We start from the raw sequence: 16,285 nt of genomic DNA, 5'->3' as shown, positions 1-16,285 counted from the left end.
TTTAGAAGTCATACGTCATTTGCAGGTAATAGAAACGGCCTACCGCATGGTATGTCTGTTGATCGAAGTTGATATTGGTATTCACTCGCGAAGTAGGCGGTTGTTTATCAAATAAGTTGTTAATACCTAAACGCAAAGTAAGGCCATTGTCTAATTTATAACCGCCAGTAAGATTATGATAAAACATTGATCCGATGTGACTAGGCTGGTTAGCAAACACTTCGGAAGTATCACCGATATAACGTACATCATAAGCCAGTGAGAAATGGTCGTTACGCCATTGAGTGGTAAAATTACCACGCCATTCTGGATAAGCTTCTCGCACCCCAGCTAGACCTTTTTTGTCTGTTGTTAAAGTAGAACCATCGGCTAAGGTTGCAACCTCAGCAAATTTATTAAGCTTGGAGACACTGGTGCTAAAGTCCCAACGCCCTAAACTATTATTCAAACGGTAACGGATTACGGTATCAATCCCCGACACCTCTGTTTCATTCAGGTTCACCGGACCATCAACCACATTGGTGATTTCACCTGTCACACCACGGCTGATCACGTTGCAGTTACGCCCCGTAAAAGCACATAAATCAAGAAGGTTTTGCGTTCCGAAGGCACTGATCGTGTTGTCAATTTTAATGTTGTACCAATCAGTGGTAATACTAAACCCCGTTAACCAAGTGGGTGTATAAACAAAACCCGTAGATAAATTTTCAGAGGTTTCTGGGGTCAGTAAAATATTGCCACCAAGCGTAATGGGAATATTTGCATCGGTTTGTACATAAGCCGCTGGAATGCCAGCACAACCTGGTAAGCTAGTATTGGCAGAGCACGGATCATTCACCGGAGAAAACGAAGCACGCTCACCTTCATAAAGCTCTAATAATGACGGCGCTCGAAAGCCTTCGGCCCAAGTTGCGCGTAACATCACATCTTGCATTGGCCGGTAAAGAATCCCCACTTTACTGTTCGTTGTATTACCAAAGGTACTGTAATCTGAAAAACGTGAAGCCAAGTTCAGTTCTAAAAGTTCGGCCAAAGGTGCATCCGCTAACAACGGAATATTGAGTTCAAGATAAGCTTCATACAGATCATATTCACCCATGGTGCCGGTGCGTGGAGCTGAAGATGTAGTTTGATAACGAGTCACTCGCACTGGCGAGTTAATAATGCTATCTGGGGTATCGGTGCCCTGCTCTTTACGATACTCCATGCCTGTAGCTAATAACACATCACCAGCCGGCAATTCAGCAATAGCATTGGTCAGGTTAAACCGTAGATGCTGCTGTTTTGCTTCATTAGCATCTTGCCCAGTGAAATTAATATAGTCCACCATAGCTGGCGTTAACGAATTAAACATATTCACCGGCACACAATCGGCAAGCAAATCGCTGACATCAGCTTGAATACCGGCCGCATTACAGGCACGTAAGCCCAATGCCAGCTTATCCAAATGTATTTGATTTGTTGATGAAAAAGTACCTTCGTTTTTAGCGAAGGATGCAAATGCATCCCAACGCCAGTCACCCGGTAAAAAACCTTCTAAACCGAGACCGAAACGCGTTGTTTCAACCTCCTGCACGTTTTTGCGTAAACCATTATCAACAAAAAAGTTGGTCATCACAAAATCGCTACCAGAAAACTCTACGCCAAACGGATTCACGCGAGGATCGTTCGCAATAATAAACCCCCGACTACCATTTACTATCGGAATGACAGCAGAAAATTGTTGATCTGATTCACGACGATTATGTAATAACTCAACACGTAAACGAGTCTCGGTAAAAATAGCGGTATCAGCCAATTGAAACTGTGCTTGGCCGTATAAACTTAGCCGCTCATTTGGTGCGACGACGTAGTTATCATAATAACGATTAAAACGATCATTCGTTGTCGCCGGCCGCCAGCTGGCGAGGTTATTACCATCGGTACCGGGCTCACGGGTAATACCTTGAGCGGGGATGGTAAAATTAACCCGTCCTGCTAAGCTGCTTTCTCGAAATAAACCCTCAGCTGAGCCTAAAGATAAACCATTCAAAGGTAATGCCGTGAGCTCGCGATCCTGAGTAAAGATAGGTTTTTGGTTGGAATAACTGGCAGCAAAAAGAAAATTATGCTCCCCCACATCTTTACCCAGCTTAAGATCTAAATTGGTGGTTTGTCGGTCACTTTCGCTACTTTGTCCATAGTACGCTTTAACACTGGCCCCATCATAGTCTTTCAAAGTGTGAATATTAACGACACCGGCAATGGCATCAGCACCATAAATAGCCGTAGCACCATCTTGCAGTACCTCAACGCGATCAATGATGGCAAATGGAATGGTATTCAAATCCACAAAATCACGAAAACCACGACTACCCGCACCATTAACCCAGCGGTTACCGTTCACCAAAACCAATGAGCGGTTTTCACCTAAATTACGCAAGTTCATACTAGAAGTACCATGGCTGGTACCCGCAGAACCGTTATCATTTAAACTGGCACCAACCGAAGGCAAGCCTTGTAAGATTTCACCGATCGACATCGCCCCTTTAATGTCTATGTCAGCCCGTTCAATAGTTTGAATAGGGCTACCTTCGGTTTCACCTCGGCGTAATATGCGTGAACCGGTAACAGCAATTACTTCAACAGACTTTTCAGCATGCTCTGCTGTTTGCTCTGCCTGTTGCGCATAAGTTGGATTAGCTGCAAAAACTAAGGCACTGCTGATTGCCAAAGTAAGCATTGATAATGGGTAGAGAGGATGTTTATTCATGGCGTTTCCCGCTGCTTGGTATTAATGATGTGTTGTGTCATCAAGAAAACTAGCAAAGCCGCCAAACCTATGCAATATTATGATTTTTTATTATCGCCCCATAACAAAACGTCATAGGAAAATATGGATAATTTAAATTTACGTAGCTTATTAAGCTTTCAAGCCATTATGCAAACGGGTTCTGTCACGGCAGCAGCCAAACAATTAGGTTTAACACAACCTGGCGTTAGTCGGCTGTTAGCAAGCTTAGAAGAACTCGTGGGCTTTCAATTATTTTATCGCGAGCACAGCCGGCTTATCCCAACCGCTGAAGCAAAAAATCTCGCCCCTGAGATTGATTTATTACTGAGTAATGCCAACCGTTTTTTAGCTTTAGCGAAAAACATTCACCGCACTGAAACCGGTTCGTTAACTATGGTCGCGCCGGCCAGCTTTAATTCAGGCCCGCTAGCAGATGCTGTCGCCAGTTTTATCGAAAAATATCCTAAGGTATCAATAAGTATTGACTCACACAGTCCGCAACTTGCTCGTGATTTGGTGGCTCAGCGCTCTATCGATTGTGGCTTTATTCAATTACCTGAGAACCATCCCGGCCTGATTAGCCAACCTATTTTGCAAAGCCCTATGGTATGCGCGGTGCCAATAAAGCATGTTTTAAGCCACCATAAGACACTGCATTTGCACGATTTAACTCAGCATCCGCTAATTATGCTGGGGCAAGGTCGACCTTCCCGCCACAAAATTGAGCATATATTTAAAGAAGCACACTTTCAGCCAACGATTCGATTAGAAACGCACAGTGTCGCAACGGCTTGTGCTTATGTTAAACGCGGCTTAGGTATTGCTATTATTAATAAAGTGTTGGCTCAGCAGTACGTTAATGATCAATTCAAACTCATCCCATTAGCACCACTGATTAATCATGAATACGGTTTTATTTATTCGGCATATGCACCTATGCCACGTTTAGTGCAGGCTTTTTATCGGCATTGTATTGCGTTTTTTGAACACGCTTCTGAATAGCTTGTTATGACCATAGCGTGCTGCAAATAAATCCGCTTTATCCACGCATAAATAACAAGTTGGTCGAAACGCAGGGTTCGAACCAAAGCCTCATCTCTGCCGCGATAAAACAAAAGGTCCGTGTTTATATGTTACGTAAGCGTCCAGCCATCACATCTTATATTTGCTGACTGATCACGCAACATATCTTTCACTGTTGCCAACAATGAAAATTATATATGCCAGCTTTAAAATAACCTAATATACGTCAATTCTTTTCACCCCAATTTAAATGGCAGATTGTGCAGTAATCGAAAGAACAAACCCTTGAGGTATCTCAATTAGCGCGCAAATATGATGTCAACACCAGCTCAGTCTTACGCTGGATACAAAAAGTGAATATCGGTCAGACTTTGTGCAGCATGCACGCTAAAGTTGAAGTGGATATGCCAGCGGCTCCCAGGCCATTCCTTACTGTGAGTGATTGTACTGTTGGCGCGATTTCAGTGTTGCATAAACCTGCATTAACGATGTCGTCTCGTAGCGGACATCAACGGGTGTTACACGACGCCACATCGGTCACGTTGCTCCAACACAAGGCGATATTGTCATGATGATGTTATCGTTTGACGTGCGCATCTGGCTGTGTGCCGGTCACACTGATCTGCACAAATGCTTCGATGGCCTTTCGGTAATGCGCTGCATGTGCTGCAAAAAAACCGTTTAATGGTCACGTGTTTGTGTTTCGCGCACATCGAAGCGACCGAGTTAAATTGCTCTGGTGGGGATGGTCAGGGGTAATGTTTATTATACTAGCGTCTGGAGCAGGGTAAATTTGTCTGAGCTAGTTTAAGATCGGGTGCGATGCATACACAATTTTATTAAAAATGGTGTTTAATATTTTTTCTCATTGGCAAAATACAACTAAAAAATATAAAACGCCTTACCGAAGCAAGGCGTTTTTAACATGATCTTATTGTATATTAAGGGGCAGTTTTTCTTAAGCGAGTAAACCCAATACCCATTAGCCCTAAAAGGAAAATTGCAAAGGTTGAGGGTGTTGGAACTGAAGCCGCATCTTGAACAACAGCTCTTGCGTTGATATTAAAATCTTGGACCTGATATTTTAATAACAAACCATTACTTGTTGGCATAGTATATCCAGTACCAAATCCAGCACGTTGAATTACAGTCTGTGTTGAGTTTTGGACAAGCGGAGTGTCTGACCAAAAAGGGGTAGTAGTATCAATCAGGTTGTTTAGATCTGAGATTTGAACAGAATAAGCACCTGAAGCAATATTTGAACTTGTAGAGCCAGGAAGAACAGTGTTATCTATGGTAAATAGATGCCATAACGGATTTATGTCAGTGATCTTTACACCATTAATCATACCGCTGATATTTTCTTGGTTGCCACCGCCACCAAGAGCGAGAATATAAATATAAGAGTTAGGAGAAGCACTGTTATATGTAAATTGAGTATTGTTCTGGTTTATCTGGTCTCCCCAAACAAAATTGTTCTGATACAAAAGCTCTACAATATTTGATTCAGTACCACTAAAAAGAGCAAAGTCGTTGTCGGCAACTAACTTGAAATCGTAAGTCGTGTCAACGCCTATGATAGCTGCAGAAGCAGATCCAACCGACACTCCCAATAATAAAACAGACGCTAAAGTGTTTTTCAAAAAATTAAACTTCATTTTTTTTCCTTATCTTACAATCTGCATCTGGTTTCTTAATTAAGCTCACCGTATGACATGTTGTTATGTGATTTGTATTTAATACCTAATGTACTTTGAAGCACAAACTATGCCACTATAATTTAATTATTTATATCAATTACTTATCTATATATACTGATTATAGCGCCCCTGAACTGTAAAAAAAACTGACACAAAAACTGTTGTAATAACAAATCCCATTGCTTACCTGTAATTAACTAACACCTTTGAACCCATCGATAGATTGGTTTTAAAATACACGACTGTTTAATCTATGTGTATTTTTTAATGAAGATAATTTACTCCCCTAGCCACAAGCAATCCGACAGATATAAACAGGTTGAATTATGGGTAATAACAAATGCGATAAAACCTTGTCAGCTCTAACGTTGCTCAATGAATAATAATATTTATCTACATTAACCTAACTTTTGTCTGATCAAATGAGTAAAAATAGCCGTTTTGTATCAGACGAATTTATATTCCGGACATCCTGCCCTTCACCCTTCGGGCCGTGCTAAAGCACGTCCAAATTCGCTCCCGGCGAATTTGTCGAACCTAATGGTTCGAACCAAGACCTCATCTCTGCCGCGTTAAAACAAAAGGCCCGAGCTTTTGGCGACATCGAGGGATTACCAGCGCCATCCATGGCGCTGGCCCTTCGGGCCGCACTAAAGTGCGTTCCAACTTGTTCCTGACAAGTTGGTCGAACCGCAGGGTTCTCATCAAATCCTCGATCTCTACCGCGTTAAAATAAAAAGGCCCGAGCTTTTGGCTCGGGCCTTTTTATTTTAATCTGGCGGAGAAAGAGGGATTCGAACCCTCGTTAGGGATTAACCTAAACACACTTTCCAGGCGTGCGCCTTCAGCCACTCAGCCATTTCTCCGAAACTTGCGTTGCAAGCGCGGCTATACTAGGGAAAAAGGCCGCGCTTAGCAATAACTAATTGGTATAGCACAAGCTTATTGCCGCTATTTTGGCCAATCCCTCTTTTACAAAAACTAAGCGTTACCTTTTACTACAGTTTTTTGTTCTTTAGCAAAATTCAACATACGGTCTAGCGGCAGTAATGCTCGCTCACGCAGTTGCGCATCAACAAAAATTTCATGGCCTGTAGGCTCTAGCAGCGCTTCCTCAATCGCTTTTAAGCCGTTCATCGCCATCCAAGGGCAATGCGCGCAGCTGCGGCAAGTTGCGCCGTTACCGCCGGTTGGGGCTTCCATAAACGTCTTATTTGGCATTAACTGTTGCATCTTGTAAAAAATACCGCGGTCAGTCGCCACAATAAAGATGTCGTTCGGTAAGGTTTGGCTGGCTTTAATCAGCTGGCTGGTCGAACCGACGGCATCGGCTAACTGCACCACGCTATCAGGCGATTCAGGGTGTACCAGTACGGCGGCTGTTGGATATTGCTTTTTCAGCTCAATTAACGCTTTAGCTTTAAATTCGTCATGCACAATACAGGCGCCGTTCCACAGCAACATATCGGCACCGGTTTGCTTTTGCACATAAGCGCCTAAGTGCTTATCAGGGCCCCATAAAATTTTCTTACCCTGGCTGTCGAGGTAGTCCACCACATCTAAAGCAATAGAAGACGTCACCACCCAATCGGCACGCGCTTTAACGGCCGCAGAGGTGTTAGCGTATACCACAACTACGCGGTCAGGGTGGGCATCGCAAAACGCTGAGAACTCGGCCGCTGGGCAGCCTAAGTCTAACGAGCAGGTCGCTTCCAAGGTTGGCATAATGACCGTTTTTTCTGGCGTAAGAATTTTGGCGGTTTCGCCCATAAACTTAACGCCAGCCACCAACAAGGTTTTTGCAGGGTGCTGGTTACCAAAACGCGCCATTTCTAAAGAGTCCGATACACAACCACCGGTTTCTTCGGCCAGCGCTTGAATTTCTGGATCGGTGTAGTAATGCGCCACTAACACCGCATTTTTTTGCTGTAATAAGGTTTTGATCCGCGCTTTGTAAGCGGCTTTATCGTCGTGACTTAATGGCACAGGCTTTTTCGGGAAAGCAAAATCTTGCTCTGAAAAATACAACGGCTGATCCATAGAAGATACTCAGTAGCTGGTCAAGGCCGCGTATTATATAAGGCATAACATAAAAAGGACAGTACAGATGTGCGAAGCAATTAGGTGGTTTAAGTTGAAAGTCTGAGTAGGCTACGTATTTGCGAAGTGGTGGGTCGTGCTGGATTCGAACCAGCGACCAATTGATTAAAAGTCAACTGCTCTACCAACTGAGCTAACGACCCGCTTCGGTATACTGTATTGTGCAATTTGGTGGGTCGTGCTGGATTCGAACCAGCGACCAATTGATTAAAAGTCAACTGCTCTACCAACTGAGCTAACGACCCAAACAGGGTAAACACGAAGTGGTGGGTCGTGCTGGATTCGAACCAGCGACCAATTGATTAAAAGTCAACTGCTCTACCAACTGAGCTAACGACCCACTTCGGTGTACTTGTTTGTGCGATTTGGTGGGTCGTGCTGGATTCGAACCAGCGACCAATTGATTAAAAGTCAACTGCTCTACCAACTGAGCTAACGACCCTAACCGCGGAGGCATATCTTACTGATTTACGTAATTAGTGCAACCAAAAACTGTGATTTTTTCGGCTTTAGCCGGCTGACTGCTTAAAATCCCAGCGGATTGGTGTAAGGCTATAGACGAATTGTTTAATCGCTAAACAACAGAAAGAAAAAACCCGGCACCAGGCCGGGTTGATCATTTAAGCGCCTCGAGGCGTTCCTTTGCCAGTTTGGCAGCCGTAGAGCTACCATGTGCAGATACCAGAGTTCGATAATGCCCTAAAGCGGTGGCTTTATCGTTGTTGCGTTCTGCTATCTGTCCAAGCTTCAATAATGCATCCGCCACTTTGCTTGATTCGGCGAAGTTTTTCACTACGCGTTCAAACTCAGTTTTCGCTTTAGCTAGCTCGCCATTGTTAAACAACAGCTGCCCTAACCAATAGTGTGCGTTGGGTGCATACACCGAATTTGGATAAGTACGCAAAAAGTTCTCAAATTCAGGAATAGCAGCATCATAGCGTCGGTCTTTCAACACCATGTTGACTGCTCTGTCATAGGCGTCGTTTTCCGAGACGTTACCCGAAACCATGACAGCCGGGCCACTCGTAGCCGGTGTGGCTGAACTCGGTGCAGCGTTAGACGCTCCACCTTGTACAGCACTCACCCGCCGTTCTATTTCCTGGTAAATATCACGCTGTCGCTGGATAATCTCGTCCAGCCGGTATGAATGAGTTTCAGTGACCCCACGGAGATCGCTTACTTCATCCAGAAGAATCTGCAATTGTTGCTGCATACGCACTTGGCCTTCGGCGCGGGCTTCAACCACCCGCTCCAACGTTGCCAATCGCTGTTCTACTGTACCCACCGCGGCTGCAGTGGCTGATGTTGAAGTTGTTCTGCCGCTTTTACTTATCTCAGTAACCGGCGCCGGATTTGCCCAGACGCCAACACTGACTAAGGACATTGCTATAAGCAGAGGTTTCTTCACTATCATCCTCACTCGTACCTTTTTAATTAGTAAACTAATACACCGCGACGGTTTTTAGCATAAGCTGATTCGCCTGTCTCACGTACTGCTGGCTTTTCTTCGCCGTAGCTTACTGTAGAGATCTGGCCAGCGCTTACGCCCAGGTTCTGTAAATACTGAACCACAGACATTGCACGACGCTCGCCTAACGCGATGTTGTACTCTGGCGTGCCACGTTCGTCAGTATGACCTTCAACAGTCACACGTACGCTTGGGTTAGCGCGCAGGAACTCACCGTGAGCTTGCAGAACTTCTGCAAATTCTGGACGGATAGTTGCTTTGTCGAAATCGAAGTATACGGTGTTTTCACGACGTAATGCTTCCATTTTTAAACGCATTTGTTCAGCAGCAGCAACCGCTGGATCTACACGTTCAACTTGTACAGTTTGAACTGTGTTAGCAGACGTGTCAGCGTCGCCAGCACCTGTTGAAGACTTTGAGCTACAAGCAGCTAAAGTTAATACTGGAACTGCGATTAACAGACCTTTTAACACTTTATTTAAGTTCATCATTTGTCCTTAGATTAGATTAGATTTACCAAGTTTTACCAAGTTTTTTTATAAAAAAGGTGACCAAGCCGGCGATTTCACCTGTCCATCAGCCGCCGGTAGTCGTGCTTTAAAACGCCCATCCATAGAAACCAGTGCCAACACTTGCGAACGACCATGCATAGTGCTGTAAATTATCATCGAACCGTTAGGTGCAATACTCGGTGACTCATCTAGGTTAGTAGCGGTCAACACTTGCAAATAACGGGTCTGTCTGTCCATTCTTGCCAGATGATAGCGGCCGTTGGTACGGTTAACCATAACAATCGACTGACCATCTGGTGAGTAAGTCCCCGCCAGATTCATTTCGCCTTCGAACGTTAAGCGACGGGTATCGCCTGTGTTCAAATTTACGCTATAAAGTTGTGGATTACCACCGCGCTCAGAACTGAACACAATTTCTGTACCATCTGGTGACCAGCTCGGTTCTGTATCAATGGCGCGATGACTGGTCACGCGGGTTAACGCTTTAGTGGCCACATCCATCACATAAATTTCTGCATTACCATCTTTTGATAATACCATCGCAATCTTTCTGCCATCAGGGGACCAGGTTGGGGCACTGTTAATACCCGGGAACGAGGTCAAAATGGTACGACGGCCGCTGTAAATATCTTGAATATAAATTTGTGCCTGACGCTTTTCAAAAGTGACATAAGCTAATTTGGTACCGTCTGGTGACCAGTTAGGCGACATCAATGGTTCTTTCGAGCGTAATAATACCTGCTCATTATAGCCGTCATAATCAGCAACGACTAATTGATATGGAAATTCTGCATTAGGACGCACTAAAACATAAGCAATCTTGGTTAAGAAAGCACCGCGCTCACCGGTTAACTTTTCGTAGACAATATCGCTAATACGATGAGCGTACTGACGGAATTGACTGCCGTTAATCGTGGTTTCACGACTGTCTAACAAGTACTGTGGCGAACCACCTAAGATACCGCTATTCAGCATCTGGCTGCTTAAACCGGTGCTACCTTTTAATACATCAATTAATTCAAAACTAACACTGTACCGGTCGATGCCAATCTCAGTAATAGAACCCATTAAAATGGCTTCTACACCTTCTTTTGCCCAAGCTGAAAAATTAATGTCAGCTGAGGTTGCAGGACGCTGCGGCATTTTTAAAAACGAAATAGGATTAAACTTACCGCTACGCATTAAATCGGCAGACACGACATCCGCGATATTTTCTTTAGGCAAGGTAGTGCCTTTAAACGTGAACGGTAACACCGCCACCGGACGGGCAGAATCAACACCACCGGTAATCACAATTTCTAAAGAAGCATGCGCTTGCATACCGACCAGCAGTAAGACACTGCAACCTAATTTACGTAAAAAATTCATCATCTAAATTCTGGTGCCACCGTTAATGTTATGTCTTTGAGTTGGTTATATACATCAGGGTCAGCTGACATCGGCAAGGTCCCTGCCCGATTTACCGCTCGCACTGCTGCATCACATACCACCCGCTCACCGCTAATCACATTGACACTTGTCACAAAACCATTGGTTGCTAAGCGAATATTTACCCGACAAGTACGGCCACGCATGGTCGATTCATCTTTAATCAGGTTTCTATCAATCGCATCGCTGATCATCGCGGTATAGCGTTGAACCTCAGTCACAGCTTGTTGTGATCTGGCTCGGCGCCGCGCTTCCGCTTCTGCGGTTAACTGCTCTTGGATCATCCGCTCGCGTTCAGCTTGCTCTCGCTCTTCACGTGCTTTTTGTTCACGTTCAGCTTGCGCTTTGGCTAACGCGGCTTGTTCCGCTTTGCGTTTCGCTTCTGCTGCTTTGGCCGCTTCTTCCGCTTTTTTGCGTTCTTGCTCTTTGGCAACACGCTGTTGCTCGGCAGCGCGCGCTTTAGCCGCTTCGGCCTCTTGTACTTTCTTTGCTTCTGCAGCAGCTTGTCTTGAAGCCTGGGCTGCGGCATCCGCTTTACGTTTTTCTTCTGCTACCCGTTTTAAGCGGGCTTCTTCTGCTGTGCGTGAATTTTCAGCTTCTTTCGCACGGCGTTCTAAATCTCTAATACGTTTCTCTTCAGCTTTGCGTGTATCGTCTTGCTGTTTTTTTATCTCAGCAACACGCTGCTCTAACGCTTGCTTATCTATCGCCACCGCTTCAACAGGCGCTGGTGGCGGCGGAGGTGGCGCATCGGCACTGAGCCCTGCTTCACCCGATAACATAATTTCAGTTGGCTTTGGCCAAAAACTTAAGGTACTGATGAATAAGCCCAGCACTAACGCAAGGTGCAAGCCTACTGATTTTGCCAGTGGTTTTTGCCACCACTTTGCTTGCAACTCAGACTTCATTGTCAGTCATCAACCCGACAGCGGGAGCCCCAGCGTTTTTCAACACATTGATCAGGCGTATCACAGAATTGTAATCCACACGACCATCACCTTTTACTATCACCTGAGTGCCAGGCTCAATGCTTAACCAACTTGCCACTTCAACCTGTAACTGTGTCGCGGTAAAAGGGCCTTGCTGGTTACCGTCTTTCTCAAAGTAATACAAACCATCTTCATCAACGGTGGCCACTAAGGGCGTTTTACCGTCTTTCATTTGTTCAATCGGTTGTGCCGCTGATTTTGGCAGTTCAACCTTCACACCTTGCGTGATAATCGGTGTGGTAATCATAAAAATCACCAACAACACCAGCATAACGTCGATATAAGGTACTACGTTAATCTCAGCAACTGGGCGGCGCTTTTTACGCGGGTACATCATTAGCCTTGATCTCCGCTACTGACCTGACGATGCAGAATATTCGCAAACTCTTCAACAAAGTTGATGTAGCTGCTTTCAATCTGCTCAACCTGCGTTGAAAACTTGTTATAAGCAATAACGGCCGGGATGGCAGCAAATAAACCAATTGCAGTTGCAATTAAGGCTTCAGCGATACCTGGCGCCACCATCGCTAAGGTGGCTTGTTGCACCGCACCTAAAGCGATAAAAGAATTCATAATACCCCAGACCGTACCGAACAAACCGATATAGGGGCTGATTGAACCGACAGTGGCTAAAAACGGCAAATCAGATTCTAAGCGTTCTACTTCGCGCGATAAGCCTACGCGCATGGCACGATGCGTGCCGTCCATCACTGCCGCTGATTGGCGACTCGTTTTGTGCATCCGCGCGAACTCTTTAAAGCCTGACTTGAACAAGGCTTCCATACCGTTGGCTTGTTGGCGCGCACTGACTTCAGCATATAACTTAGATAAATCAATGCCTGACCAAAAACGGTCTTCAAACTTTTTCGCATCACTTAACGCTTCGGTTAAGATCTTCTTGCGTTTAAAAATCATCGCCCACGAGGTTACTGACATCCCTACCAGGATTAACATTACTGCCTGAACAACTATGCTGGCATCGAGCAATAAATGCAGAATGGAAATTTCACCTGACACGCGATAATACCTCTGTTATTTCTGCGGGGATTGAACGAGCTTTTGACTGCTCTGGGTCAACACACGCTATCTTAATCTCTGCCGCACACACAACTTGTTGTGCTGCATTGTGAATTTCTTGTTTAAAACTTAAACTAGCACGCCTTAAGGTACTGATTTCACTGGACACCGTCAACAGCTCATTAAACTTTGCTGGGCGGGTGTTCTTCATTTGCACTTCAGTAACCACAAAAGCCACTTTATTCGCTAACCAGATATCTTGCTCAACTCCGAGGGCACGCAACCATTCGGTGCGCGCTCTTTCGAAGTATTTCAGGTAGTTTGCATAGTAAACAATGCCGCCAGCATCGGTATCTTCATAATACACCCGCACTGACCATGAGAAGTTGTTTCGCTGCATCTGGTTCCGCTTTATTTCGCGCCTGTATGATAATTAAGCCAGCGTACAAACTCAATCGGCTGTCGACCAATTTCGTAACTATATTTTTTTACACTGACTACTTGTTTTTTATTAAAACATTACGTTGACACAGGTCTATCGGCTAAGTTCAGAATAAAGGCCGATTTATTAGGTACAAATTATCGTTTTAAGCGATAAAAAGTAATCTGGTGCTATCATGCTTGATTAAGATGAATGGCAGATGAATTTCAGCAATAGCTTGCGATAAACTCGTTAGTCTCTTTTTATCCTGCTCGCCGTACACCTTGGCGCGCCATTAGTTTTTCTAATGACAAAACGCCAGTTTTTCTCGTTTGAAGTAAAAACTCCAATTCTCTATCATGCGCATGTGTTCTGAGCTAGCGCAAAGACAATCAAAATTTTGGTAGCGCTTTTTGATTGTTTAGTACAGGTCACTTAACAATGAGACTTTGTGAGAGAGGTTTTGTTGTTTGCTCCAAACATGTTCCCTGGATTTATTGAAGCAGTTCCTGAAATTGTTGCTTGCCCGCTCATTGAGCGGGCTTTTTTTTGCTTAAAAATCGAGTAGCAACACCCTTATGTTGGTGTTTGTGGCAGGTCAAAACCTAAATGCTGATAAGCACGCGGCGTGGCTATTCGCCCCCGTGGCGTGCGTTGAATGTAACCTTGCTGAATTAAAAAGGGTTCAATCACATCTTCTATCGTTTCTTTTTCTTCACCAATGGCCGCGGCTAAGTTATCTAGCCCTACCGGCCCCCCCATAAACTTATCGATAATGGCATCGAGTAATTTACGGTCCATATAATCAAAACCTTGTGCATCTACATCGACCATTTTCAGCGCGGCAGACGCCACTTCAACACTGACTATGCCATTGGCTTTAACCTGAGCATAATCTCGCACACGACGTAACAAACGGTTAGCGATACGCGGCGTACCCCGAGCGCGTCGTGCAATTTCAGTGGCACCGGCTTCATCTAAATGCATATTAAGGAAGTTGGCCGAACGTTGAATAATTTGCGTCAGCTCTTCCACTTTATAAAATTCCAGTCGTTGTACGATACCAAAGCGATCGCGCAAGGGTGATGTCAGAGCACCAGCCCGGGTGGTGGCCCCGACAAGGGTAAAAGGCGGTAAGTCGAGTTTGATTGAGCGCGCCGCAGGGCCTTCACCAATCATCAGATCTAACTGATAATCTTCCATGGCCGGATACAGAATTTCTTCTACCACGGGGCTTAAACGATGAATTTCATCGATAAAAAGCACATCATTTTCTTCAAGATTGGTCAGTAATGCAGCCAAATCACCGGCCTTTTCTAGTACAGGCCCAGAGGTGGTTTTAATGTTCACCCCCATTTCATTAGCCACAATCATGGCTAAGGTGGTTTTACCTAAACCTGGCGGGCCAAAAATCAATAAATGATCGAGCGGCTCACCACGGCCGCGGGCGGCTTCGATAAAGATCGCCATTTGCTCACGCACATGCGCTTGGCCGGTATAATCGGCCAGCGATTTTGGCCGAATAGCCCTGTCGATGGCTTCTTCTTCTTTAAATGCGCTAGGCTGGATCAGACGATCTGCTTCTATCATGCTATGCCTTTTATAACTGCTTTATGTGCTTAGAAAACGCAACGATTAACCGCGATACAGGCCAGCATCACACTCTGCTTGGCCTGGCTTGCGGGGTTAAATCATACTCTTTAACGCTGCTTTAATCAGCTGCTCGCTGCTCATGCCAGGTTTCAGTTGTTGTTGCACCGCTTTTGCCGCTTGCGCTTGCGAATAGCCTAAACCGAATAAGGCACTAATCGCATCTTGCTCTGCCGAAGCCGGGGGCGCGAATAAAGCTTCATCATCCTGCATAATCATTTTATCGGTGATGGGTGTATTTGAACTGACGCCCCAATCTTTTAGGCGATCACGCATTTCAATCACTAAACGCTCGGCCGTTTTTTTACCGACACCCGGCAATTTTACCAAGGTACTCAGATCGTCAAATTGCACACAACGCACAAAATGCTGCGCAGTCATGCCAGATAGGATGGTTAACGCCAACTTAGGCCCAACGCCATTGGCTTTAATTAATTGTCGAAACAAACTACGCTCAGTTTGATTACTAAAGCCATAAAGTAACTGTGCGTCTTCGCGCACCACAAAGTGGGTGTAAATCACCGCGGGCTTACCCACTTCGGGCAAAGCATAAAAACTGGTGAGGGGCAATTGCACTTCGTAACCCACACCGGCCACGTCCAATAATAAATCGGGTGGCTGCTTTTCTAAAATAATACCGCTTAAACGTCCAATCATCTGTTTTCTTATCTTTGGGCGGCGTTATCGTAAACGGCCGCGAACTGTTTTACTGGCTTGCCCAGCCATGGCAATTAAACTTTGCTGCGTATGACCATGGCACAAGGCCACGGCCAGCGCATCTGCCGCATCGGCTTGAGGACTCGCAGATAACTTTAATAAATGCCGGATCATGTGTTGTACTTGCGCTTTATCTGCCGCGCCACTGCCCACTACGGCTTGCTTAACTTGCCGCGCTGAATATTCATGCACCTCTAAACCGGCATTTTTAGCCGCCACAATAGCCGCGCCCCTCGCCTGACCTAATTTGAGTGCCGAATCGGGGTTGCGCGCCATAAACACTTGTTCAATGGCAAAAATAGTCGGTTGCGTTTGCGCAATAATTTCACTGATGCCGTTAAAGATACGCAGTAAACGCTCAGGAAAGTCATCAGTGCCTAAACGAATACAACCACTGGCCACATAATGAAACTGCCCACCTTGCTGGCGAACCACACCGTAACCCGTTAAACGACTACCAGGGTCGATGCCCAGAATAATATTCAAG

14 protein-coding genes, 5 tRNA genes and 1 pseudogene are annotated in these 16,285 nt (G+C 45.2%); 2 read left to right on the top strand and 18 right to left on the bottom strand.

Annotated elements, in window-relative coordinates; all coding sequences use genetic code 11:
- Position 1 precedes the first annotated feature (1 nt).
- A complete protein-coding gene (locus L1N97_RS07385; RefSeq protein WP_236129329.1) occupies positions 2-2,752 on the bottom strand; it encodes a TonB-dependent receptor in 2,751 nt (916 codons plus the stop codon).
- A gap of 123 nt (positions 2,753-2,875) precedes the next feature.
- On the opposite strand from L1N97_RS07385, the gene L1N97_RS07380 reads away from it, so the two are divergent.
- Positions 2,876-3,775 carry a LysR family transcriptional regulator gene (locus L1N97_RS07380; protein WP_236129328.1) on the top strand — a complete coding sequence of 300 codons (900 nt, stop codon included), beginning with the start codon at positions 2,876-2,878 and terminating at the stop codon, positions 3,773-3,775.
- A gap of 701 nt (positions 3,776-4,476) precedes the next feature.
- Positions 4,477-4,587: pseudogene (gene tnpB, locus L1N97_RS17065) on the top strand (IS66 family insertion sequence element accessory protein TnpB); the annotation flags it as partial.
- Positions 4,588-4,737: 150 nt separating this feature from the next.
- Here tnpB and L1N97_RS07375 read toward each other — a convergent pair.
- The 17 genes from L1N97_RS07375 to ruvC all read right to left on the bottom strand — a co-directional run bounded on the left by L1N97_RS07375 (position 4,738) and on the right by ruvC (position 16,284).
- Entirely contained in the window at positions 4,738-5,454 is a 717-nt protein-coding gene (locus L1N97_RS07375) for a hypothetical protein (RefSeq protein WP_236129327.1), read from the bottom strand.
- Positions 5,455-6,272: 818 nt separating this feature from the next.
- Positions 6,273-6,362 (bottom strand) — tRNA-Ser (locus L1N97_RS07370).
- A 115-nt stretch (positions 6,363-6,477) separates the two neighbouring features.
- On the bottom strand, positions 6,478-7,536 hold the full coding sequence (gene nadA / locus L1N97_RS07365) for a quinolinate synthase NadA (RefSeq protein ID WP_236129326.1): 1,059 nt from the start codon (positions 7,534-7,536) through the stop codon (positions 6,478-6,480).
- A gap of 127 nt (positions 7,537-7,663) precedes the next feature.
- A tRNA-Lys gene (locus L1N97_RS07360) sits at positions 7,664-7,739 on the bottom strand.
- 26 nt (positions 7,740-7,765) lie between these two features.
- Positions 7,766-7,841: transfer RNA gene (locus L1N97_RS07355), tRNA-Lys, on the bottom strand.
- 19 nt (positions 7,842-7,860) lie between these two features.
- Positions 7,861-7,936: transfer RNA gene (locus L1N97_RS07350), tRNA-Lys, on the bottom strand.
- 26 nt (positions 7,937-7,962) lie between these two features.
- Positions 7,963-8,038: transfer RNA gene (locus L1N97_RS07345), tRNA-Lys, on the bottom strand.
- Positions 8,039-8,212: 174 nt separating this feature from the next.
- On the bottom strand, positions 8,213-9,010 hold the full coding sequence (gene ybgF / locus L1N97_RS07340) for a tol-pal system protein YbgF (protein WP_226750335.1): 798 nt from the start codon (positions 9,008-9,010) through the stop codon (positions 8,213-8,215).
- Positions 9,011-9,030: 20 nt separating this feature from the next.
- Complete coding sequence (gene pal / locus L1N97_RS07335) at positions 9,031-9,555, bottom strand: peptidoglycan-associated lipoprotein Pal (protein WP_236129325.1); 525 nt, start codon at positions 9,553-9,555, stop codon at positions 9,031-9,033.
- Positions 9,556-9,600: 45 nt separating this feature from the next.
- Positions 9,601-10,947, bottom strand: a complete 1,347-nt coding sequence (gene tolB, locus L1N97_RS07330) for a Tol-Pal system beta propeller repeat protein TolB (RefSeq protein WP_236129324.1) — start codon at positions 10,945-10,947, stop codon at positions 9,601-9,603.
- A complete protein-coding gene (gene tolA / locus L1N97_RS07325) occupies positions 10,944-11,912 on the bottom strand; it encodes a cell envelope integrity protein TolA (protein ID WP_229584429.1) in 969 nt (322 codons plus the stop codon). The genes tolB and tolA overlap by 4 nt, the downstream gene beginning before the upstream one ends.
- On the bottom strand, positions 11,902-12,330 hold the full coding sequence (gene tolR, locus L1N97_RS07320; RefSeq protein ID WP_324295575.1) for a protein TolR: 429 nt from the start codon (positions 12,328-12,330) through the stop codon (positions 11,902-11,904). Before tolR ends, tolA begins: the two co-directional genes overlap by 11 nt.
- Positions 12,330-13,010, bottom strand: coding sequence for a protein TolQ (tolQ, locus tag L1N97_RS07315; protein WP_226750339.1), 681 nt, complete (start codon positions 13,008-13,010; stop codon positions 12,330-12,332). Before tolQ ends, tolR begins: the two co-directional genes overlap by 1 nt.
- A complete protein-coding gene (ybgC, locus tag L1N97_RS07310; protein WP_236129323.1) occupies positions 13,000-13,410 on the bottom strand; it encodes a tol-pal system-associated acyl-CoA thioesterase in 411 nt (136 codons plus the stop codon). The genes tolQ and ybgC overlap by 11 nt, the downstream gene beginning before the upstream one ends.
- 597 nt (positions 13,411-14,007) lie before the next feature.
- A complete protein-coding gene (gene ruvB, locus L1N97_RS07305; protein ID WP_229584431.1) occupies positions 14,008-15,021 on the bottom strand; it encodes a Holliday junction branch migration DNA helicase RuvB in 1,014 nt (337 codons plus the stop codon).
- 96 nt (positions 15,022-15,117) lie between these two features.
- Entirely contained in the window at positions 15,118-15,738 is a 621-nt protein-coding gene (gene ruvA, locus L1N97_RS07300) for a Holliday junction branch migration protein RuvA (protein ID WP_226750342.1), read from the bottom strand.
- 24 nt (positions 15,739-15,762) lie between these two features.
- On the bottom strand, positions 15,763-16,284 hold the full coding sequence (ruvC, locus tag L1N97_RS07295; RefSeq protein WP_229584432.1) for a crossover junction endodeoxyribonuclease RuvC: 522 nt from the start codon (positions 16,282-16,284) through the stop codon (positions 15,763-15,765).
- Position 16,285 lies beyond the last annotated feature (1 nt).

The sequence above is a fragment of the Rheinheimera sp. UJ63 genome (assembly GCF_021568285.1).
Taxonomy (GTDB): domain Bacteria; phylum Pseudomonadota; class Gammaproteobacteria; order Enterobacterales; family Alteromonadaceae; genus Alishewanella; species Alishewanella maricola.
Note: the sequence above shows the minus strand (reverse complement) of the source record. Positions and strands in the feature narration are given on the sequence as shown.